The organism is Virgibacillus litoralis (assembly GCF_017873675.1).
Lineage (GTDB): Bacteria > Bacillota > Bacilli > Bacillales > Amphibacillaceae > Lentibacillus > Lentibacillus litoralis.
In genome coordinates this window covers 24,151-40,183 of record NZ_JAGGKK010000006.1, presented here as the reverse complement: position 1 = coordinate 40,183, position 16,033 = coordinate 24,151, and the positions used below count along the sequence as shown (strand labels likewise).

Here is a 16,033-nt window from a genome sequence, read left to right as displayed (position 1 = left end):
AAGGATCAAATTATAAATTAAGGGGAGATATCATGAAATATTCATTCGGTAAATTCATTGCACTATTATTAATTATTAGTATGCTCGCGGCTTGTGGAACTAGTGAAGGGGATGCAGATGCTTCCTCAAGTGATTCGGAAGGTAAGAAAGTATTAAAAATGGCTACATCAGCAGATTTCCCACCATTTGAATCCCGTGATAAAGATGGGAACTTTGAAGGCTTTGATATTGATTTAGCACACTTGATTGCAGACAAATTAGGGTATGAACTGGAAATAGAAGATATGAAATTTGATGGGTTAATTGGTGCTTTACAGTCTAGTCGTGTCGATATGGTTATGGCAGGAATGAGTACGACTGATAAGCGTAAAAAAAATGTCGATTTTTCGACAGAATACAACCATTCAGGTGAAATGTTTATCAATCAAAAAGATTCAGAGATTAACGGGTTAGACGACTTGGAAGGTAAAACAGTTGGTGTTCAGCTTGGGACCATCCAGGAAGAGGGTGCGGAAAAGCTTAGTAAGGAATACGGATTTACTGTTAAAAAAGTGGACAATTCAAGCATCCTAATTCAGGAGTTAAAATCAAATCGGGTTGATGTAGCCTATATGGATAAAACAGTTGCAGTAGGTTATATAGAAGAGCAAGGATTTGCAGGTTTTGATGACCCTACAACAAGTTCACCAGGTATGGGAATTGCCTTCCCTAAAGGCAGTGATTTACGTGATGATGTAACTAAGGTACTTAAAGAACTTGAAAAGAATGGAAAACTTCAAGAATTAAAGGATAAATGGCTATCAGAGTAAAAATAACAGCTAGAAAGATGAGGTGGCAGGCATGAATTTGGATTTCACCCAAATCGTGCCTTATATTCCTTTTATACTTGAAGGGATATGGGTTACATTAAAATTTGTAAGTATGTCTATTATTGCTGGTTTTATTTTAGGTATACTTTTAGCATTATGTAAAATTACAAAAGTACCTTTCCTAAAAAGACTTGCTGATGTATACACATCAATTTTCCGAGGTACACCACTGATTTTACAATTGATGATTATTTATTTTGCAGTACCGCAGTTAACGGGTTATGATATTCCGGAATTTTTAACCGCAGTTTTGGCATTTGGTCTGAACTCAGCTGCCTATGTATCTGAAATTATACGTGCAGGTATTCTTGCAGTGGACAAGGGGCAAACCGAAGCTGCAGAAGCGTTAGGTGTTCCATATAAGCCGATGATGCTGAATATCATACTGCCGCAAGCAATAAAAAATATTCTGCCAGCCCTGATGAATGAATTTATAACATTAACGAAGGAATCTGCAATTGTGTCTACCATTGGCTATTTGGATCTAATGCGACGAGCACAGATTGTTGGCGCCGATATATACCGTAATTTTGAGCCGTTATTACTGGCAGGTTTTATATACTGGGTAATGGTGTACGTAATGACACAGATAGGAAAAGTAGTAGAAAGGAAGTTGAGATACAGTGATTAAGGTTGAAGGAGTGACGAAAACGTTTGACAGTAATACGGTACTGGATGATATATCAACTACGATTAATCAGGGAGAAGTGGTTGCTGTAATTGGTCCATCTGGATCCGGGAAATCAACCTTTCTGCGGTGTTTAAACTTATTGGAAAAACCATCATCAGGCGCAATTTGGCTTAATAATAGTGAGATAACCAACCTTACTAATAAACTGGAAGTCCGTGAACAGGTCGGTATGGTGTTTCAGCACTTTCATTTATTTCCCCATATGACAGTGTTGGATAATGTTTCTTATGCACCACAGAAAGTAAAAAAGTTGAAGACTAATGAAGCGGAAGAAACAGCAACCCAGTTAATAAATAAGGTGGGATTAGGTGACAAACTTGATGCCTATCCGAATAGGTTATCAGGTGGCCAAAAACAACGCGTAGCAATTGCCAGAGCACTAGCAATGGAACCTGCTGTTATGTTGTTTGATGAACCGACTTCTGCACTTGATCCTGAAATGGTCAAAGAAGTGCTTGATGTAATGAAAGATTTGGCACAAACGGGGATGACAATGGTTGTGGTCACACATGAAATGAATTTTGCGAGGGAAGTAGCTGATCGTGTTTTATTTTTAGATGAAGGCAAATTAATGGAAGAAGGAAAGCCAACTACGTTTTTCAGTTCACCTACAACAGATAGGGCAAAAGCGTTTTTGGATAAGATATTATAAAACATTACCCGATGGGACTGCCACTCATCGAGTAATGTTTTTAAGCGTGAATTGCGTTTTCTATATCTTTCTTAAAGCTTCCAGGCTTTGTCTGGGGAGCAAATCGGTCAATTACTTCCCCTTGTTTATTGACTAGGAACTTAGTGAAGTTCCACTTTATCTGTTTGGTTAGCATACCTTTTGCTTGTCGTGTTAAATAAACAAATAAAGGATGGCAATTTTCGCCCTTAACGTCTACTTTACTAAACATTTGAAAGGTTACACCGTAATTGCGCTCACAGAAATTGGCAATCTCATCATTTGAACCTGGATCCTGATTATTAAATTGGTTACATGGAAATCCGAGCACTTCAAAACCTTTATCCTTATTAGCTTCATATAACTTTTGGAGTCCATCGAGTTGGGGGGTGAAACCGCATTCACTTGCAGTGTTCACTATTAGAAGAACTTTTCCTTTATAATCTGCCAGTGATTTTTCCTCGCCTGACATCGTCTTTGCAGAAAAATCATATACACTGATGCAAATCAGCCTCCTTTTTAGTAGAAAGTAAGTATTTTTCCTTTCTTTATGCATAAGTGCAGTTTAGGTTTGCCATTATGGGTTTTGCGATAAATCAACATTATAATAAAAGGATAGCAATAAATATGCATAATTGTCAAAAAACTTATGTATTTATTATTAGACAACATACGAAACCATTTTGTAACTTGAACTATACTTAAATAAAAGGTAAAATAATATGGCAAAGCGTTTTCATTTACTTCTCTAGTAGAGAAGGTCGTTTATTCTGGTTTGAAACATATTGGTTTTGCTAATATGGTTTAAATAAAAAATAATTTAAAAGGGGGAGTTACTTTGAGAAAAAGAACTCTATTCTCGTTAATTTTAATTCTTGCCATAAGCATGGTAATAAGTGCGTGTGGCGACAGTGGTGAAGGTTCAGGCGGAGGAGACTCTGATGGAACTATGACCAACCTAACCATGGGAACTGGCAGTGTTGGTGGTGTTTACTATCCACTTGGCGGTGAAATGGCAAATCTATTTAAGGACAATATTGATGTAGATGGCTTTGATGTTAGTTCGGTGGAATCAGGTGCTTCAGTTGAGAATATCGCAAAGATACAATCAGGTGATTTTCAACTAGGTATAGCACAGAATACCACAATGATCAATGCTAACGATCAAACAGGAGAGTTTGAAGGAAAGACTACTGATAAAGTAGGTGTAATCGCTTCGTTATATCCAGAGGGGTTACAAGTAGTAACACTTGATTCAACAGGAATCGAATCAATAGAAGAATTAAAAGGTAAAAAAGTTGCAATCGGACCTCCAGGTGGAGCAACTCGTGAAGCAGCAGAGATGGTCTTAAGTGCATATGGCATTGAAGAAGGCGATTACGAAGCTTATGAAGAAGGATTTGGCGATGCCAAGAGTAAGTTACAAAATGGCACAATCGACGCTTCCTTTGCAGTTGTAGGTGTTCCATCTTCAACAACAGACGAGCTTGCTAACGCTACAAAAGAAGTTAAATTCCTTGATATTGAGGGAGACGCTTTGCAAGAAGTAGTTGATAACAGTCAATATGAAGCATATACAGTTGAAGCAGGAACATATGACTGGCAGGAAGAACCAGTTCAAACAGTAACTGCTATGGCGTTACTGCTAGGTTCTACAGAACAGGTAAGTGAAGACCTTGCTTACCAAATAACCAAAACGTTATTTGAAGAAACCGATGCCATGACTATTGAACAGGCAAAATTAATAACAGAAGATAGCGCACTAACTGGTGCTAGTGATTTACCACTACACCCAGGTGCAGAAAAGTACTTTAAAGAAGTCGGTATTATTGAGTAATAGAAAAAACCGGACAATTTAGTCCGGTTTTTTCTCCTCAATACATAGACAGGAAGAAATGGAGGGGGAAGCGATGGCTGATCAGAATACAGAAGAAATCGACAAGCATGAGCTGATGGCTAAATACGACAAAGAAAGTGCTTTCCGTACTAATCTCGGACCTTGGGGGTGGATTACCCTTATAATTGGTGCTGCTTTAACTATTTTCCAGCTTTACACTGCGTTTTATGGATCCAAGGTTTCCTTAATTCAAGGGGCAATACATCTTGGTGCAGGCTTGAGTCTGGTATATTTGTTATACCCGATAAAGCCATCTATGACTAAACGTAGAGGGGTTCCATGGTATGATGCCCTATTAGCCATAGCTGCACTTCTATCAAATTACTATATTATTTACAATTATGATCATCTGATTAATGAAGCGATTATATTTGGTTTCACAGCGCTTGATCAAATCGTAGCAACAGCTGGAATAATTTTATTGCTAGAAGCTACTAGACGTGTTGTTGGACTACCTATAGTTATAATTGCAATACTTGCCTTGCTTTATGGTTTATTTGGTCAGTACATTCCAATTATTGGACACGCTGGTTATGATTGGCCGTCTCTTGCAACTGAAATGTTCTTTAGTTCAAGCTCCATCTTTGGTATCCCTATACAAATTTCATCCACATACATTTATTTATTCCTCTTCTTTGGAGTAATCTTGGTAAAAACAAACATCGGCCAATTTTTTAATGATATTGCGTTGCGTTTAACAGGTAAATACACTGGTGGGACTGCTAAAGCTGCTGTTGCAGCAAGTGGGCTTCAAGGTATGGTAAGTGGTAGTTCGGTAGCTAATACAGTTGGCTCAGGCTCATTTACTATTCCTATGATGAAAAATGCAGGATTTAAACCGCACTTTGCTGCTGCAACTGAGGCTGCAGCTTCTACTGGTGGACAAATAATGCCACCGATCATGGGTGCTGCTGCATTTATTATGGCATCTTATACTGGGGTTCCATATAATGAAATAATTTTAATTGCTATTATTCCGGCAGTTCTTTATTTCTCTGGTTTGTTCATGGGTACACATTTTGAGGCTAGAAAGCAGGGCATATTAGGTCTTGCTAAGGAACAATTACCTAATACGAAAAATCTTATTAAGAGGCTAGATTTATTTGCACCACTAGTCATAATTGTTGGATTCTTGCTTGCTGGATATACACCAACTTTCGCGGCTTTATTTGCAATATTTGTTGCATTTATCATTAGTTTCTTTAGAAAAGATACTAGAATGTCGTTTAAAGGTATTGTTAATTTGCTAGAAGAAGGTGCCAGGACAGCTTTGCCAGTAATTGCAGCTTGTGCTACTGCGGGTATTATTGCCGGGACTGTAACAACAACAGGATTGGGTCCAAAGATTGCTGGTGGAATAATCGATCTTGCACAAGGTCAATTCTTCCTTGTAATGGTATTTACCATGGTAGCATGTATTATTCTAGGCATGGGACTGCCAACCACTGCAAACTATGTAGTAACAGCAACAATGGCAGCACCTGCACTACTGGCATTTGATGTACCAGTAATTGCTGTTCATATGTTTGTATTTTACTTTGGAATCGTCGCTGATATTACACCGCCTGTTTGTTTAGCTGCATATGCGGGGGCAGGGATAGCAAAAGCGAATCCAATGAAAGCTGGTGTAACTGCTGTTAAGCTAGCGATTGCAGCATTTATTATTCCATATATGTTTGTTTCGCAGCCGATCCTGTTATTGCAAGCAGATGCGAATGTAACAAATGTATCGATAGCTGTTATTACAGCAATGCTTGGAATGGCTGCAATTAGTTCAAGTCTGATAGGATATTATGTAAAAACATTAAATCGGATTGAACGAATTGTTTTAATAATTGGAGGATTACTTCTAGTATATCCAGATATCAAATTTTCATTATTAGGCTTAGTGGTATTTGGAGTTGTTACAACAATGCAATACCTTCAAAATAAATCAGATAAAAAGAAGCAGCAAACATCTTAGAAAAATTTTGGGGATAAAAAAAGGCAGGTGAGATTTTCTCACCTGCCTTTTTATATTGTAATTAAGCTTCTTGCTTTATATCCTCTTCAAGTGCTGCAAGTCTTTCCTGAATTTCTTCCTCGGATAAATCATGTTCTTTCACATACATATTTCGAGGGCTAATACGGCACTCTGGTGTACAGCCGCGCATATATTTATGCTCATTTTCTTCTGAGCAAAGAATTTGTTTATTGCATTCAGGATTAGCACAGTTAACATAACGTTCACATGGCTGACCATCAAAATAATCCACGCCGACTACAACGTGTTCTTTTTTATTAATGGGTACGGAGATTCGCTCGTCAAAAACATAACATTGACCATCCCAAAGTTCTCCTTGTACATTAGGGTCTTTCCCATATGATACAATTCCGCCATGCAGCTGCGCAACGTCTTCAAAGCCTTCTTTGACTAACCAGCCGGAGAACTTTTCACAACGAATTCCGCCAGTGCAATATGTTAATACACGTTTTCCTTCGATGAGGTGTTTATTTTTTTCCACCCACTCAGGTAATTCACGGAATGCTTCAATGTCTGGGCGGATAGCTCCACGGAAATGCCCAAGATCATACTCATAATCGTTGCGTGCATCCAGGACAACAGTGTTCTCATCCTGCATTGCTTCAAAAAATTCCTCTGGTTCGAAATATTTGCCTGTCGTTTGTTTAGGATTAATGTCATCCTCTAAACGGAGTGATACTATTTCATTTCGTGGACGTACATGCATTTTTTTGAATGCATGTCCTTCATGTTCGTCAATTTTGAATGTCATATCAGCAAAGCGCGGATCATTATGCATTGCTTCCATGTACTTCTCTGTTTGTTCTATTGTTCCAGATACTGTTCCATTGATGCCTTCTTCAGCCACCAGAATACGTCCTCTTAAATCAAGATCCTTACAAAATTGGAGATGCTCCGTAGCATACTCTTCAGGGTCTTCAATTTGGATATACTTGTAGTACAGTAATACTTGGTACTCCTTACTGTTTATCATTTTTAATTACCACCTGTCATTCATATTTGCAAGATATAAATGTTTGGTAGTCGGTATTTTTTTATATTCTTGCAAGATAATAGTTTACCAATTTATTTAGATATTTTCAACTATGGCTTTTGAAGTAAAACCTTGGAGAAAATAATTTATCAAATTACTTGCTTTTTATTTCTGGAAAGGGTAAAGTAATAAGTGCAATAGGAAATTGAAGTTTGTAATACTTTACGATCTCTTTATCAAAGTGGTGTAAAAGTATTTATGATTCAATTACTTTGCACGATATTTGTATATAGGGAGGTCATTTTAATGACTGGTAAAGTAAAATGGTTTAACGCTGAAAAAGGATTCGGTTTCATCGAACGCGAAGACGGAGACGATGTATTCGTACATTTCTCAGCAATCAATGCAGAAGGTTTCAAAACTCTTGAAGAAGGTCAAGACGTTGAATTTGAAATCGTTGAAGGTAACCGTGGACCACAAGCAGCTAACGTAACACGTCTATAATAGATGATACAAAAAGGTTTATCTCTTCGTGAGGTAAACCTTTTTTTAGTTTATACTGAAAGTATTCTTAATTGGAGGGATTTTGTGGCAGATTCATTTAATTGGCAAAAAGAAGCTGAAGCTCAGTGGGATGACCGTGCAGCTTTTTGGAATGAACGTAGTACAAATATGTGGGATAATGGCAGCAGAAAAGATATCGTTCCTTTTATAAAGAAGCATTTAAAAGCAGGGAGTACTATTATTGATATTGGATGTGGAGATGGTTATGGATCCTACAAATTACATAAGTCAGGATATAATGTAGTAGGAATGGATCTTTCAACTGAAATGATTGCACGGGCAAAACTACGGTTAGATAAAGAAGAAATAGAATTTATGCAAGGAGATGCCGGGGAACTGTCGTTTGACACTAATAGCTGTGATGGTATTATGGCAATTAATGTTCTGGAATGGACGGAATTTCCTGAGAAGGCTGTACGTGAGCTTCATCGAGTTCTTAAAAAAGATGGTTTACTGTGCGTTGGCATTCTTGGGCCGACAGCAGGACCAAGAACAAATAGTTATCCCCGTCTTCAAGGTAAAAAAGCTATATGTAATACGATGATGCCTTGGGAATTTCAGAAACTTGCATCTGAAAATGATTTACAGTATGTTGATGGATTTGGTGTTTTCAAAGAAGAAGTAAAAGAGCATCACTATAAGGATTTACCCCTGGAGCTTAAGCAGGCTTTAACATTTCTGTGGGTATTTATTCTGCGAAAAGTAGGTGAATAATATGGATAAAAAAGAAGTTGAGCAACAAGTAATTGAAAGTTATCAGCATGATGAGAAAATGATGATTTTAATTTATGCGCAGTGGTGTATAAACAATGACCTTGACCCTAAATCATTGTATGAAAAAGCGTACCCTTCACAATCGAAAAATGATGCACTTAGAGAAGCATTAGAATTAACTGTACCCAAGAAGGAATCTGAAGAAATTCCAAGTCAAACGGTACTTAATGTACTGCAGCTGTTTGGTAATGATGAATTGGCCTTTATAGTTCAAGAAGAAATTGATAAGGAAGTGAAAAGATAGTGGAATGGTCAATAAAGACATTCGATGAACTAACGAATGATGAATTATACGGATTGTTGAAATTAAGGGTGGATATTTTTGTAGTTGAACAAGACTGTCCATATCCTGAACTAGATAATTATGACCAACTTGCACTACACTATTTTTTGAAAATAAATGGTGAGTTTGCCGCAAATGTCCGTATACTTCCAAGTGATTCCAAGTACGAGGAAGTTTCAATAGGCCGTGTATCAGTTGCAGAGAAATTTCGCCACCAAGGATATGCCCAGCAAATTATGCAAAAGGCAATAGATTATGTATTAAACGAGTGGAATGAAAAAAGGATTAAGATTCAAGGACAGGAATACTTGAAAAAATTTTACTCAGGGCTCGGTTTTAAACAGGTTACAGATTCTTATTTGGAGGATGGAATTCCCCATATTGACATGGTTTGGGATAAAGACAATATTACCTGTTGATGTGACAACACTTTCGGTGACTTTGATGTGAAAAATACTCAAAAAATCACATTAAAGTCACATCTATTTTAATAAAGATATATTTTCAAGCAAATCACCATATGCATGATTGATTTTTTCAGATGCTTTTTTCATCATCTTGTTAGTAACGTGTGTATAAATTTCTAACGTAGTTTTCGGACCTTTATGACCAACTCGATTCATGATAGTCGGTAAATCGATTCCAGCTTCAGTTAACATCGAAATATGTGTGTGCCTGAATATATGAGATGATGCGTGCCTGTTAATTTTTGCTTTCTTGAGCATTCGGTTGATTCTGCTATTCACATCAATACCAAAATAAGGATATCCATTCTCCCTAGAAAATACAAAATCTCCATCATGAAAATCTTCCATTTGTAAACGGTACTTCATTTTATGAGTATCGTTTCTTCTTATTAAATCACGCAGCATATCCATTATCGGTTTTTCCATTTCTACTTTACGAACAGATATGTCGTTTTTTGGTGTTGTGATATCATATTCTCTCATGTTGTCATTTTTGCTATTGATTGTTTTCGTCACACTTATAATGTTGTTTTCAAGGTCTAAGTCACTTTTCTTTAAAGCGCATAATTCACCTACAGGTAGACCCGAAAAGGCCAGTGTATAAAATCGCTCTTTGTCTAGTCGTAATCCGTGTTTTAAAGTAGCTGTTAAAAATGCGTCTAATTCTTCTCTTTCCCAATCTTTTTCCTCAATTTTATCTTTTTGCAAATCCTCAACCGTTTTCCTCTTTTTCGGTATTGTTACATCTGAAGCTTTATTATTTTACTTTTGACGCCGAACTTAAAAACCATATTAGCGCATACATTCACACCACGAACATAGTTTTCAGTACGCTCTACAGCTATATCATTAATGACCTTTTGATACATAAAATGATCTATTTTGCTGACCTGAGCTTTTGCTATATGATCGTTCAAGGCTTTTAATTCCACCTTCCTGGTATTGATCGTGCTTTTTTTAACACCTGTCAGCTTATACATTTCCAGCCATTCATCTGCTAATTTATCAAAGGTCATGTCTTTTGTTTCTTTATGATTTATACCAGTTTCTAATTCATCTTTTATTGCAGTCTCAACTCGTTTTTTAGCTTCTTTTTGTGTTTTTCCTCTCCTTGTTATTTGTTTGCGTTTACCAGTTGCAGAATCCCGTGGACTATCTTCTACACATACCCATCTTACTTGCCCGTTTTTAGTCTTAGTTTTACTACAATGCAACGTGATTACCTCCCATAATTAATTTGTTCTGGTACATTGATAATCTTGTTTGGGCAAACTCATATTCTACATTGAATAGATTCATAACTTGATAGACATTTAGGTCATATAAATCTTGCAGCATAAAAGTCGGAATACAAAAATGATAAGCAAAGTGGTTCGCCTGGAGTTCTTGAAGATCCATGAATAAATAATGCATCACTAAATGATTTCCATAGTGTCTGAGATAGTGACCAACTTCATGCCCAAACAATTGCCATTCCTTTTGTTTAGTAGACTTCTTGATTACAAAATCATTTCCAAAACGTAAGCTAACGCCACCATATAAGACATTAAGATTCAATTTTCTTGCAATAACATCGATTCCTAATTCTTGCGGCGATTGTATTTTTAAATGCCTGTACAAATCACGAACAGAATCTTCTAAATGTGTATACCTAATGATGACCACCCTCTAAAATAGAATGTATGTTCGTATTTAGTTTACAAAATAGGGTGTACAATTATATGCACACCTTAGTTTTTTATTTCTCTAGTTGCGTCTCAAAGTCGATTTCTTTACCAATATCTTCATAATTATCGTCAGTTGCCGCGCTATAAATCAATCTTACAGATGACAACATTTAATAATCCAACAGATACAAAAAGAGTAACAAGTGATTTTAGGACAAGTCACCGTTCAGACCATAACGGTACAGATTTTGCAGACGGTGGTTATCATCCGATTTATGCTGCGGCTACAGGTAAGGTGAGATGTTCCTATTTATCAAGCTCATATGGTGAATGTATTATGATTGAATGGCGATACATGGGAAACAGTTTATGCTCATATGCAAAGTGGTACACGTAGAGTTCACGTTGGTGACCATGTTAAGCAGGGTGACAGATTGGTGTCATGGGTAATACCGGACATTCTACTGGTCAGCATCTACATTTCGAATTGCATAAAGGCGGTAACTGGAACATTGATAAGACAAACGCAGCGGATCCTGTAGATTATATTGGGAAGGATTTATATTCTAATAAATCTGTAAGTAAAGAAGCAATCGTGCCTTATCCGGGGCATTATATCGGACAAGGGTATGTAGATACTGGTATTGACGTAGAGCGCATTCAACGTGCAGTAGGTGTTAAGCCTGATGGTATATATGGACCGATTACAGAAGCAGCAGTTCGAGATTATCAGCTTAGACATGGATTACAGATTGATGGAATAGTTGGTCCTGAAACGTGGAATGTAATGTTTTAATAAAAAAGACCCCTTCTCGAGGAAGAGGTCGGAAGAGAGGGGAGAGGCTTATGTAAGCCCTCTTCCTTTAATTACTATTGCCATTTGATTTAAAAATATACAAATAAACCTCATCTATTAAAGGTGGGGTTATATACCTCTCAGTGTCCCATTACATCCCGAACTTGCTCGATATGTTTGACGCCAAACTCCTGTTTAACCTTCTTAACTATATCTAGCGTTAATCCCCTATCACCAGTTTCAACCTTTGCCACTAGTGACCGGCTAACTTCAATCTTGGCTGCCATTTCGTACTGTGATAATCCGTTTAACTCTCGAATGTTCTTAAATAAATGACGATCCATAACACTCTCCTTTTGTGATATTTTATTCTTACTCTGTAAAAAAATCTTTTGATTTTGGTACCTAGTTTATAATCCTTTTTCATTATATAATATAGCTAAAGTCACAAAATACAAGCGTCTAATCCTCTGTATACTTATTATTGCTTACGTGTTTTTTATTAAATTAAATTATAAAAGCCATAGTATTAAACTATGGCCTATTTTTTTGGAGTAACAACAACTTAAGTTGAGGTATGGTTGTTACAGTTACTAATTATTACATTTTACACTTTAGTGTATCAATATTTTTCCAACGACTTTTGTGACGAAAATGTGACAAACAAAATGAATAAATATATAAGAATTACTCACATAAATTCGTGAAAGGTTATTAATATCATATTCACTTCTTAATCCTATACTTTTGAAATCTTTCCTCGACAAACCCTATTTGTATTAAATTGTTTATATTTTCTCTTACTTGTCCATCATTTGTTACTTCTTCAATAGCTATTGTTTGGGGATAATTCTTATTAAGTTCAACCAGGATGCTGACTTCAATTAGGTTAAGATTATTTTCCTGGGCAACTTCTAATATGTTTTTCATATTATCGATCGTCCTCTCTTGTTGGATTACATTTGATACAGAAAATTTTACCAAAGATTAGGTTAAAATAAAAAGCCATAGCATTTAACTATGGCTTAAATCTTTTAGGAGTAACAACAATTATTGAGGTATTGTTGTTACAGTTTTAAATTATTACATTTTACACCTAAATGTATCAATTTTTTTCCAACATCACTTTTTCTACCTTTGACTGTATTTGACATCGGTCGAACCCTAGGTATTTGTACAAACAATCTTAACCCCTTCAACATAATATAAGGTAAGGCTATTTTGAAAGGAGGAATCATAAATGAGTGACTTTTTTGGCGGTTTTGATAAAAAGAGGGATAACAATTTTGAGTTAATCGTTGTTCTTTTTATATTGTTAATTATTGTAGGTGCTTCTTTTGTGAAAAAAGACTATTATTAAAAACCTTACACTTGAGAAAAAGATTGAATTGAGATAGGGAAGACTGCCACCCCTCTTCCCTCCCCTCTTATACCAATGTACGGATCCATATACTGCTGTTTTAATTATGTTAAACGCAAAGCCATATCTCACGAAATTCTCTTTCACCCTAGTTTCGCCCAATTAGTGATACCTTGGGTTTTTATAGTAATGGAGTCTTTACAATACGCCAATATTTGTTTCCTAGAGTATTTACGCCACCCATCACCTGGACATTATTGTCACCACAAGTTTCTTTTCCTTTTCCATTGCTTATCCCCTCCTATAACCACTATCGTTTGCGAAGGGCGTTTGGTGGTATTTAAATTGAAAATAATTAAATTTATTCGCATTCAAACAAAAAAAGCCCTCATAACAGGGTTTAATTCATCCAAGTATCTTCCTTTAATTCAGAAAAAATCGCTTTATCTCCGTACAGATAATCCCGCATAAGTTCACTCGTTAAACTTCTTAATTCACTAGGAGTAAATTCAAAAACTTTATTCATCCCATTACCACACACATTGTATTTCATGGTATCGCCTTTTTCTATACAACTTATCTTTACATAATCGACAGTATACAAGTGTTTCTTGGTTGCGTTGAAATCATGCTGCAATTGATCCATAACCGCATCAATTTTACTCAGATAAATGCGATACATTTTAAAGTCATTAAATACCTCACAATCTTGCTGAAGTACTTTTATAGCCATTGGGATAGTTACGTAACTGGCAATCACTTCTTTATTCATTAAAACACCCACCTTATAACGAACATTTGTTCTTATTATGCATAGATGGGTGTTAGTTATCTAAGGATTATTTTCGTAAAAGGTAATTTTAGGGAGTATTAACTAAAAATCACCTTTCAGTTTAAAATATACGAATATAATCCTTAAGAATAGAAAAATAGCTATTATGGGTAATACATATTTATACTGTGATATAGTAATCTAGTTTTAATGAAATTTTTGGAAGAATAGGAGGAAATAACATGAAATTTGTCGAATCATACCAGTTTTCGGACCAGGAAGTAGTTGATATTATTTATGCTATTGATTTAACAATTGAGGATAAAGACGATACCGATGAAAATCAAATAATGAGATTAGAAAATATTAAGAATACTTTTATAGCCTACTCCAAGGATACGGAAAGCGATTTTGAGGTAAAAAAAAACAATTGACTAATCGAGAAAGTCAAATTTTAGATTTGTTAAAAGTAGGTTCCAGTTCAAAGCAAATTTCTAAGGAAATTAATATTTCAATCAATACTGTCAAAGCGCACATGAAACAAATATATAGTAAATTGGAAGTTAAAAATAAGGTTGATCTTATATTGAAATGTAAATAGTCTCCTTATATCCAAAACTATAAACAACATATTTCATTTTCCGATAATGGCAACCTTGTTGAAAAATAGGGTACGCAAAGCCACGGGCCTAAAGAGAAATCTATGGCAGCCGGGATACCGAAGGATTTGAGACATATTAAGTAGTCTCTGTTCAGCGGGGGTGCTTTTTTTTATTTAAGGGAGGGAAGTTAATGGTTGCTCAAAGTGATTCAGTAGCCAAGATTAATTATATGAAATTTCATCACCATTATCAGCCAATATATGACTTAATTAACTGGGAAACGTGTGGTTTCGAAGTACTATTTAGATCAGCAGGTTATGACAACCCTTTAAATGCTTTTAAGGATGCAAGTAATGTTAGTCGACTATTTGAGTTGGATACGCATTCACTAAAAAAGGCTATGACGAATTATTTTCAATTTATGCAGATTAATAATGGTGCTAAATTATACGCTAATGTTTTTCCGTCTACATTGCTAAATCCCAAATTTGTAGCATTTATTCAGGATGAGCACTTTAAAAAAATATTAAGTTCAATTGTGTTAGAAATAAGCGAGACCGAAATAATAGAGGACGTTGAGTCATTAAAAAAAGTTATCAGTCTTTTAAAAAAAACGGGGGTTCAAATTGCCCTAGATGACTTTGGAAAAGGACCAGATGATATTAAGAAATTGATTGAATTAAAGCCAGATATTGTTAAATTGGATAGATATTTTTCACATAAGATAGATGAAATTGAGGAAAAGCAAGAATTAGTAAGGAATATAGTTTCCTACTGTATAAAATTTAATATTAAGCTAATCTTAGAAGGAATTGAAACACCAACTGAATTGGCAATTGCTAAAGTATTAGGAATACAATTTGCACAGGGTTATATTCTTGGTAAACCTGAGGGATTATCTGTTGGGGGAGTGAGGTAGAAATGAACACCTTATTAATATATGTTTTAGCTTTAAGTGTATTTCTAGGGTTGGTATGTATATATGGTTGTAAGATTGTAGATAATCAGCGAGGTAAAATTGCATCATTAAAAAAAGAAATCAATGACTTGAAAAAACAACCCGCAGTACAAAAAAATAACTTGAGAGGAGATTTCAGGATAGAAATTTCCCAACTACCTTGTGAAGTAACTTTTCTAAGAATTGAAAACGAAAAAATGAAAAAGCTCGAAAATAATAAAATAGCTACTACTATAGAGAATATAAGCTCAACTGGTTTGAAGCTAGATAGTGAGTATAACCTTCCAGTCAAATATAAAATAAAAATTAGAGTGGAATTTGAATTGAAAGATGATTTATTTTCCTTCAATGGTTACATTGTTAGAAAAGAAGAACATGTCAAAAGTAAGATGATTTCCTATGGGATTCAATTTTTTGAGGCCACAACGAAAGAGCAACAAAAACTGATAGTAAAGTTACATCAAATAGAAGCAGAAAGAAGACAGAGGAAAATTTCTTGATGAGAATTCAATGAAATTTATACAAGGTATTGATAAAAGCTAGGATGTTAATGGCTTTTTTTTATGATATAATACGAATTAATGTTTTATCATAAGGTTAAAGGGAAAATACTAACAGTTGACGTACTTAATAATTGTTTGAAAATAGATAATGATATTGTTCCACT

At 35.4% G+C, this 16,033-nt stretch carries 23 protein-coding genes, 1 pseudogene and 1 riboswitch; of the genes and pseudogenes, 16 read left to right on the top strand and 8 right to left on the bottom strand.

The window, feature by feature from the left end:
- The first annotated feature begins 32 nt into the window (after positions 1 to 32).
- The 3 genes from J2Z82_RS06915 to J2Z82_RS06905 are packed head-to-tail and all read left to right on the top strand — an operon-like array spanning position 33 to position 2,212.
- The gene (locus J2Z82_RS06915; RefSeq protein ID WP_209480057.1) at positions 33 to 809 is read left to right on the top strand and encodes an ABC transporter substrate-binding protein; all 777 of its coding nucleotides are present in this window, start codon (positions 33 to 35) and stop codon (positions 807 to 809) included.
- 31 nt (positions 810 to 840) lie between these two features.
- A complete protein-coding gene (locus J2Z82_RS06910; RefSeq protein ID WP_209480056.1) occupies positions 841 to 1,500 on the top strand; it encodes an amino acid ABC transporter permease in 660 nt (219 codons plus the stop codon).
- Positions 1,493 to 2,212, top strand: coding sequence for an amino acid ABC transporter ATP-binding protein (locus J2Z82_RS06905; protein WP_209480055.1), 720 nt, complete (start codon positions 1,493 to 1,495; stop codon positions 2,210 to 2,212). The genes J2Z82_RS06910 and J2Z82_RS06905 overlap by 8 nt, the downstream gene beginning before the upstream one ends.
- A gap of 40 nt (positions 2,213 to 2,252) precedes the next feature.
- Here the strand turns inward: J2Z82_RS06905 and J2Z82_RS06900 are convergent, their stop codons facing one another.
- Positions 2,253 to 2,732 (bottom strand): glutathione peroxidase, encoded by a 480-nt coding sequence (locus tag J2Z82_RS06900; protein WP_209480169.1) that lies wholly within the window; start codon positions 2,730 to 2,732, stop codon positions 2,253 to 2,255.
- A 336-nt stretch (positions 2,733 to 3,068) separates the two neighbouring features.
- Between J2Z82_RS06900 and J2Z82_RS06895 the strand changes: the two genes are divergently transcribed.
- Both J2Z82_RS06895 and J2Z82_RS06890 read left to right on the top strand, forming a co-directional pair.
- Entirely contained in the window at positions 3,069 to 4,067 is a 999-nt protein-coding gene (locus tag J2Z82_RS06895; RefSeq protein ID WP_209480054.1) for a TAXI family TRAP transporter solute-binding subunit, read from the top strand.
- Between the two features lie 73 nt (positions 4,068 to 4,140).
- Positions 4,141 to 6,090, top strand: coding sequence for a TRAP transporter permease (locus J2Z82_RS06890; RefSeq protein WP_209480053.1), 1,950 nt, complete (start codon positions 4,141 to 4,143; stop codon positions 6,088 to 6,090).
- 61 nt (positions 6,091 to 6,151) lie between these two features.
- Here the strand turns inward: J2Z82_RS06890 and trhO are convergent, their stop codons facing one another.
- Positions 6,152 to 7,123 carry an oxygen-dependent tRNA uridine(34) hydroxylase TrhO gene (gene trhO, locus J2Z82_RS06885; RefSeq protein ID WP_209480052.1) on the bottom strand — a complete coding sequence of 324 codons (972 nt, stop codon included), beginning with the start codon at positions 7,121 to 7,123 and terminating at the stop codon, positions 6,152 to 6,154.
- Positions 7,124 to 7,429: 306 nt separating this feature from the next.
- On the opposite strand from trhO, the gene J2Z82_RS06880 reads away from it, so the two are divergent.
- The 4 genes from J2Z82_RS06880 (at position 7,430) to J2Z82_RS06865 (ending at position 9,163) form a co-directional block, all read left to right on the top strand.
- Positions 7,430 to 7,627, top strand: coding sequence for a cold shock domain-containing protein (locus tag J2Z82_RS06880; protein ID WP_090867773.1), 198 nt, complete (start codon positions 7,430 to 7,432; stop codon positions 7,625 to 7,627).
- Between the two features lie 84 nt (positions 7,628 to 7,711).
- Complete coding sequence (locus J2Z82_RS06875) at positions 7,712 to 8,401, top strand: class I SAM-dependent methyltransferase (protein WP_342453606.1); 690 nt, start codon at positions 7,712 to 7,714, stop codon at positions 8,399 to 8,401.
- Between the two features lies 1 nt (position 8,402).
- Positions 8,403 to 8,705 carry a hypothetical protein gene (locus tag J2Z82_RS06870; protein WP_209480050.1) on the top strand — a complete coding sequence of 101 codons (303 nt, stop codon included), beginning with the start codon at positions 8,403 to 8,405 and terminating at the stop codon, positions 8,703 to 8,705.
- On the top strand, positions 8,705 to 9,163 hold the full coding sequence (locus tag J2Z82_RS06865; RefSeq protein WP_209480049.1) for a GNAT family N-acetyltransferase: 459 nt from the start codon (positions 8,705 to 8,707) through the stop codon (positions 9,161 to 9,163). Before J2Z82_RS06870 ends, J2Z82_RS06865 begins: the two co-directional genes overlap by 1 nt.
- A gap of 63 nt (positions 9,164 to 9,226) precedes the next feature.
- Here J2Z82_RS06865 and J2Z82_RS19345 read toward each other — a convergent pair whose 3' ends face one another.
- From J2Z82_RS19345 to J2Z82_RS06855, 3 genes are read right to left on the bottom strand one after another with little or no spacing between them, the layout of a single operon-like run.
- Complete coding sequence (locus J2Z82_RS19345) at positions 9,227 to 9,919, bottom strand: site-specific integrase (RefSeq protein ID WP_245251168.1); 693 nt, start codon at positions 9,917 to 9,919, stop codon at positions 9,227 to 9,229.
- Between the two features lie 32 nt (positions 9,920 to 9,951).
- Positions 9,952 to 10,425, bottom strand: a complete 474-nt coding sequence (locus J2Z82_RS19340; RefSeq protein WP_245251166.1) for a tyrosine-type recombinase/integrase — start codon at positions 10,423 to 10,425, stop codon at positions 9,952 to 9,954.
- Positions 10,415 to 10,876 carry an ImmA/IrrE family metallo-endopeptidase gene (locus J2Z82_RS06855; RefSeq protein ID WP_209480048.1) on the bottom strand — a complete coding sequence of 154 codons (462 nt, stop codon included), beginning with the start codon at positions 10,874 to 10,876 and terminating at the stop codon, positions 10,415 to 10,417. Before J2Z82_RS06855 ends, J2Z82_RS19340 begins: the two co-directional genes overlap by 11 nt.
- 162 nt (positions 10,877 to 11,038) lie before the next feature.
- Between J2Z82_RS06855 and J2Z82_RS06850 the strand changes: the two are divergent.
- Positions 11,039 to 11,434, top strand: a pseudogene (locus tag J2Z82_RS06850) (M23 family metallopeptidase); the annotation flags it as partial.
- Between the two features lie 39 nt (positions 11,435 to 11,473).
- The gene (locus J2Z82_RS19685; protein ID WP_342453608.1) at positions 11,474 to 11,674 is read left to right on the top strand and encodes a peptidoglycan-binding domain-containing protein; all 201 of its coding nucleotides are present in this window, start codon (positions 11,474 to 11,476) and stop codon (positions 11,672 to 11,674) included.
- A 140-nt stretch (positions 11,675 to 11,814) separates the two neighbouring features.
- Here the strand turns inward: J2Z82_RS19685 and J2Z82_RS06845 are convergent, their stop codons facing one another.
- Entirely contained in the window at positions 11,815 to 12,018 is a 204-nt protein-coding gene (locus J2Z82_RS06845; protein WP_209480047.1) for a helix-turn-helix domain-containing protein, read from the bottom strand.
- A 382-nt stretch (positions 12,019 to 12,400) separates the two neighbouring features.
- Positions 12,401 to 12,604, bottom strand: a complete 204-nt coding sequence (locus J2Z82_RS06840) for a hypothetical protein (RefSeq protein ID WP_209480046.1) — start codon at positions 12,602 to 12,604, stop codon at positions 12,401 to 12,403.
- A 310-nt stretch (positions 12,605 to 12,914) separates the two neighbouring features.
- Between J2Z82_RS06840 and J2Z82_RS06835 the strand changes: the two genes are divergently transcribed.
- Positions 12,915 to 13,034 carry a YjcZ family sporulation protein gene (locus tag J2Z82_RS06835; RefSeq protein WP_209480045.1) on the top strand — a complete coding sequence of 40 codons (120 nt, stop codon included), beginning with the start codon at positions 12,915 to 12,917 and terminating at the stop codon, positions 13,032 to 13,034.
- A 400-nt stretch (positions 13,035 to 13,434) separates the two neighbouring features.
- Here J2Z82_RS06835 and J2Z82_RS06830 read toward each other — a convergent pair whose 3' ends face one another.
- Entirely contained in the window at positions 13,435 to 13,806 is a 372-nt protein-coding gene (locus J2Z82_RS06830; protein WP_209480044.1) for a YhjD family protein, read from the bottom strand.
- Between the two features lie 242 nt (positions 13,807 to 14,048).
- Here J2Z82_RS06830 and J2Z82_RS06825 point away from each other — a divergent pair, with 242 nt between their 5' ends.
- The 4 genes from J2Z82_RS06825 to J2Z82_RS06810 all read left to right on the top strand — a co-directional run bounded on the left by J2Z82_RS06825 (position 14,049) and on the right by J2Z82_RS06810 (position 15,866).
- Complete coding sequence (locus J2Z82_RS06825) at positions 14,049 to 14,240, top strand: hypothetical protein (protein ID WP_209480043.1); 192 nt, start codon at positions 14,049 to 14,051, stop codon at positions 14,238 to 14,240.
- Complete coding sequence (locus tag J2Z82_RS19760; protein WP_209480042.1) at positions 14,237 to 14,407, top strand: response regulator transcription factor; 171 nt, start codon at positions 14,237 to 14,239, stop codon at positions 14,405 to 14,407. The genes J2Z82_RS06825 and J2Z82_RS19760 overlap by 4 nt, the downstream gene beginning before the upstream one ends.
- A gap of 38 nt (positions 14,408 to 14,445) precedes the next feature.
- Positions 14,446 to 14,529, top strand: a riboswitch (cyclic di-GMP riboswitch).
- Positions 14,530 to 14,598: 69 nt separating this feature from the next.
- Positions 14,599 to 15,327, top strand: coding sequence for an EAL domain-containing protein (locus J2Z82_RS06815; RefSeq protein ID WP_209480041.1), 729 nt, complete (start codon positions 14,599 to 14,601; stop codon positions 15,325 to 15,327).
- Positions 15,328 to 15,329: 2 nt separating this feature from the next.
- Entirely contained in the window at positions 15,330 to 15,866 is a 537-nt protein-coding gene (locus J2Z82_RS06810) for a PilZ domain-containing protein (protein ID WP_209480040.1), read from the top strand.
- Positions 15,867 to 16,033: the final 167 nt, after the last annotated feature.

Bases quoted from the DNA above. Each gene is read 5' to 3' on its own strand.
- trhO (WP_209480052.1), bottom strand. From the start codon at position 7,123: ATGATAAACAGTAAGGAGTACCAAGTATTACTGTACTACAAGTATATC.
- J2Z82_RS06810 (WP_209480040.1), top strand. From the start codon at position 15,330: ATGAACACCTTATTAATATATGTTTTAGCTTTAAGTGTATTTCTAGGG.
- J2Z82_RS06840 (WP_209480046.1), bottom strand. From the start codon at position 12,604: ATGAAAAACATATTAGAAGTTGCCCAGGAAAATAATCTTAACCTAATT.
- J2Z82_RS06890 (WP_209480053.1), top strand. From the start codon at position 4,141: ATGGCTGATCAGAATACAGAAGAAATCGACAAGCATGAGCTGATGGCT.
- J2Z82_RS06915 (WP_209480057.1), top strand. From the start codon at position 33: ATGAAATATTCATTCGGTAAATTCATTGCACTATTATTAATTATTAGT.
- J2Z82_RS06845 (WP_209480047.1), bottom strand. From the start codon at position 12,018: ATGGATCGTCATTTATTTAAGAACATTCGAGAGTTAAACGGATTATCA.
- J2Z82_RS06830 (WP_209480044.1), bottom strand. From the start codon at position 13,806: ATGAATAAAGAAGTGATTGCCAGTTACGTAACTATCCCAATGGCTATA.
- J2Z82_RS06835 (WP_209480045.1), top strand. From the start codon at position 12,915: ATGAGTGACTTTTTTGGCGGTTTTGATAAAAAGAGGGATAACAATTTT.
- J2Z82_RS06825 (WP_209480043.1), top strand. From the start codon at position 14,049: ATGAAATTTGTCGAATCATACCAGTTTTCGGACCAGGAAGTAGTTGAT.
- J2Z82_RS06910 (WP_209480056.1), top strand. From the start codon at position 841: ATGAATTTGGATTTCACCCAAATCGTGCCTTATATTCCTTTTATACTT.
- J2Z82_RS06880 (WP_090867773.1), top strand. From the start codon at position 7,430: ATGACTGGTAAAGTAAAATGGTTTAACGCTGAAAAAGGATTCGGTTTC.
- J2Z82_RS06870 (WP_209480050.1), top strand. From the start codon at position 8,403: ATGGATAAAAAAGAAGTTGAGCAACAAGTAATTGAAAGTTATCAGCAT.
- J2Z82_RS06815 (WP_209480041.1), top strand. From the start codon at position 14,599: ATGGTTGCTCAAAGTGATTCAGTAGCCAAGATTAATTATATGAAATTT.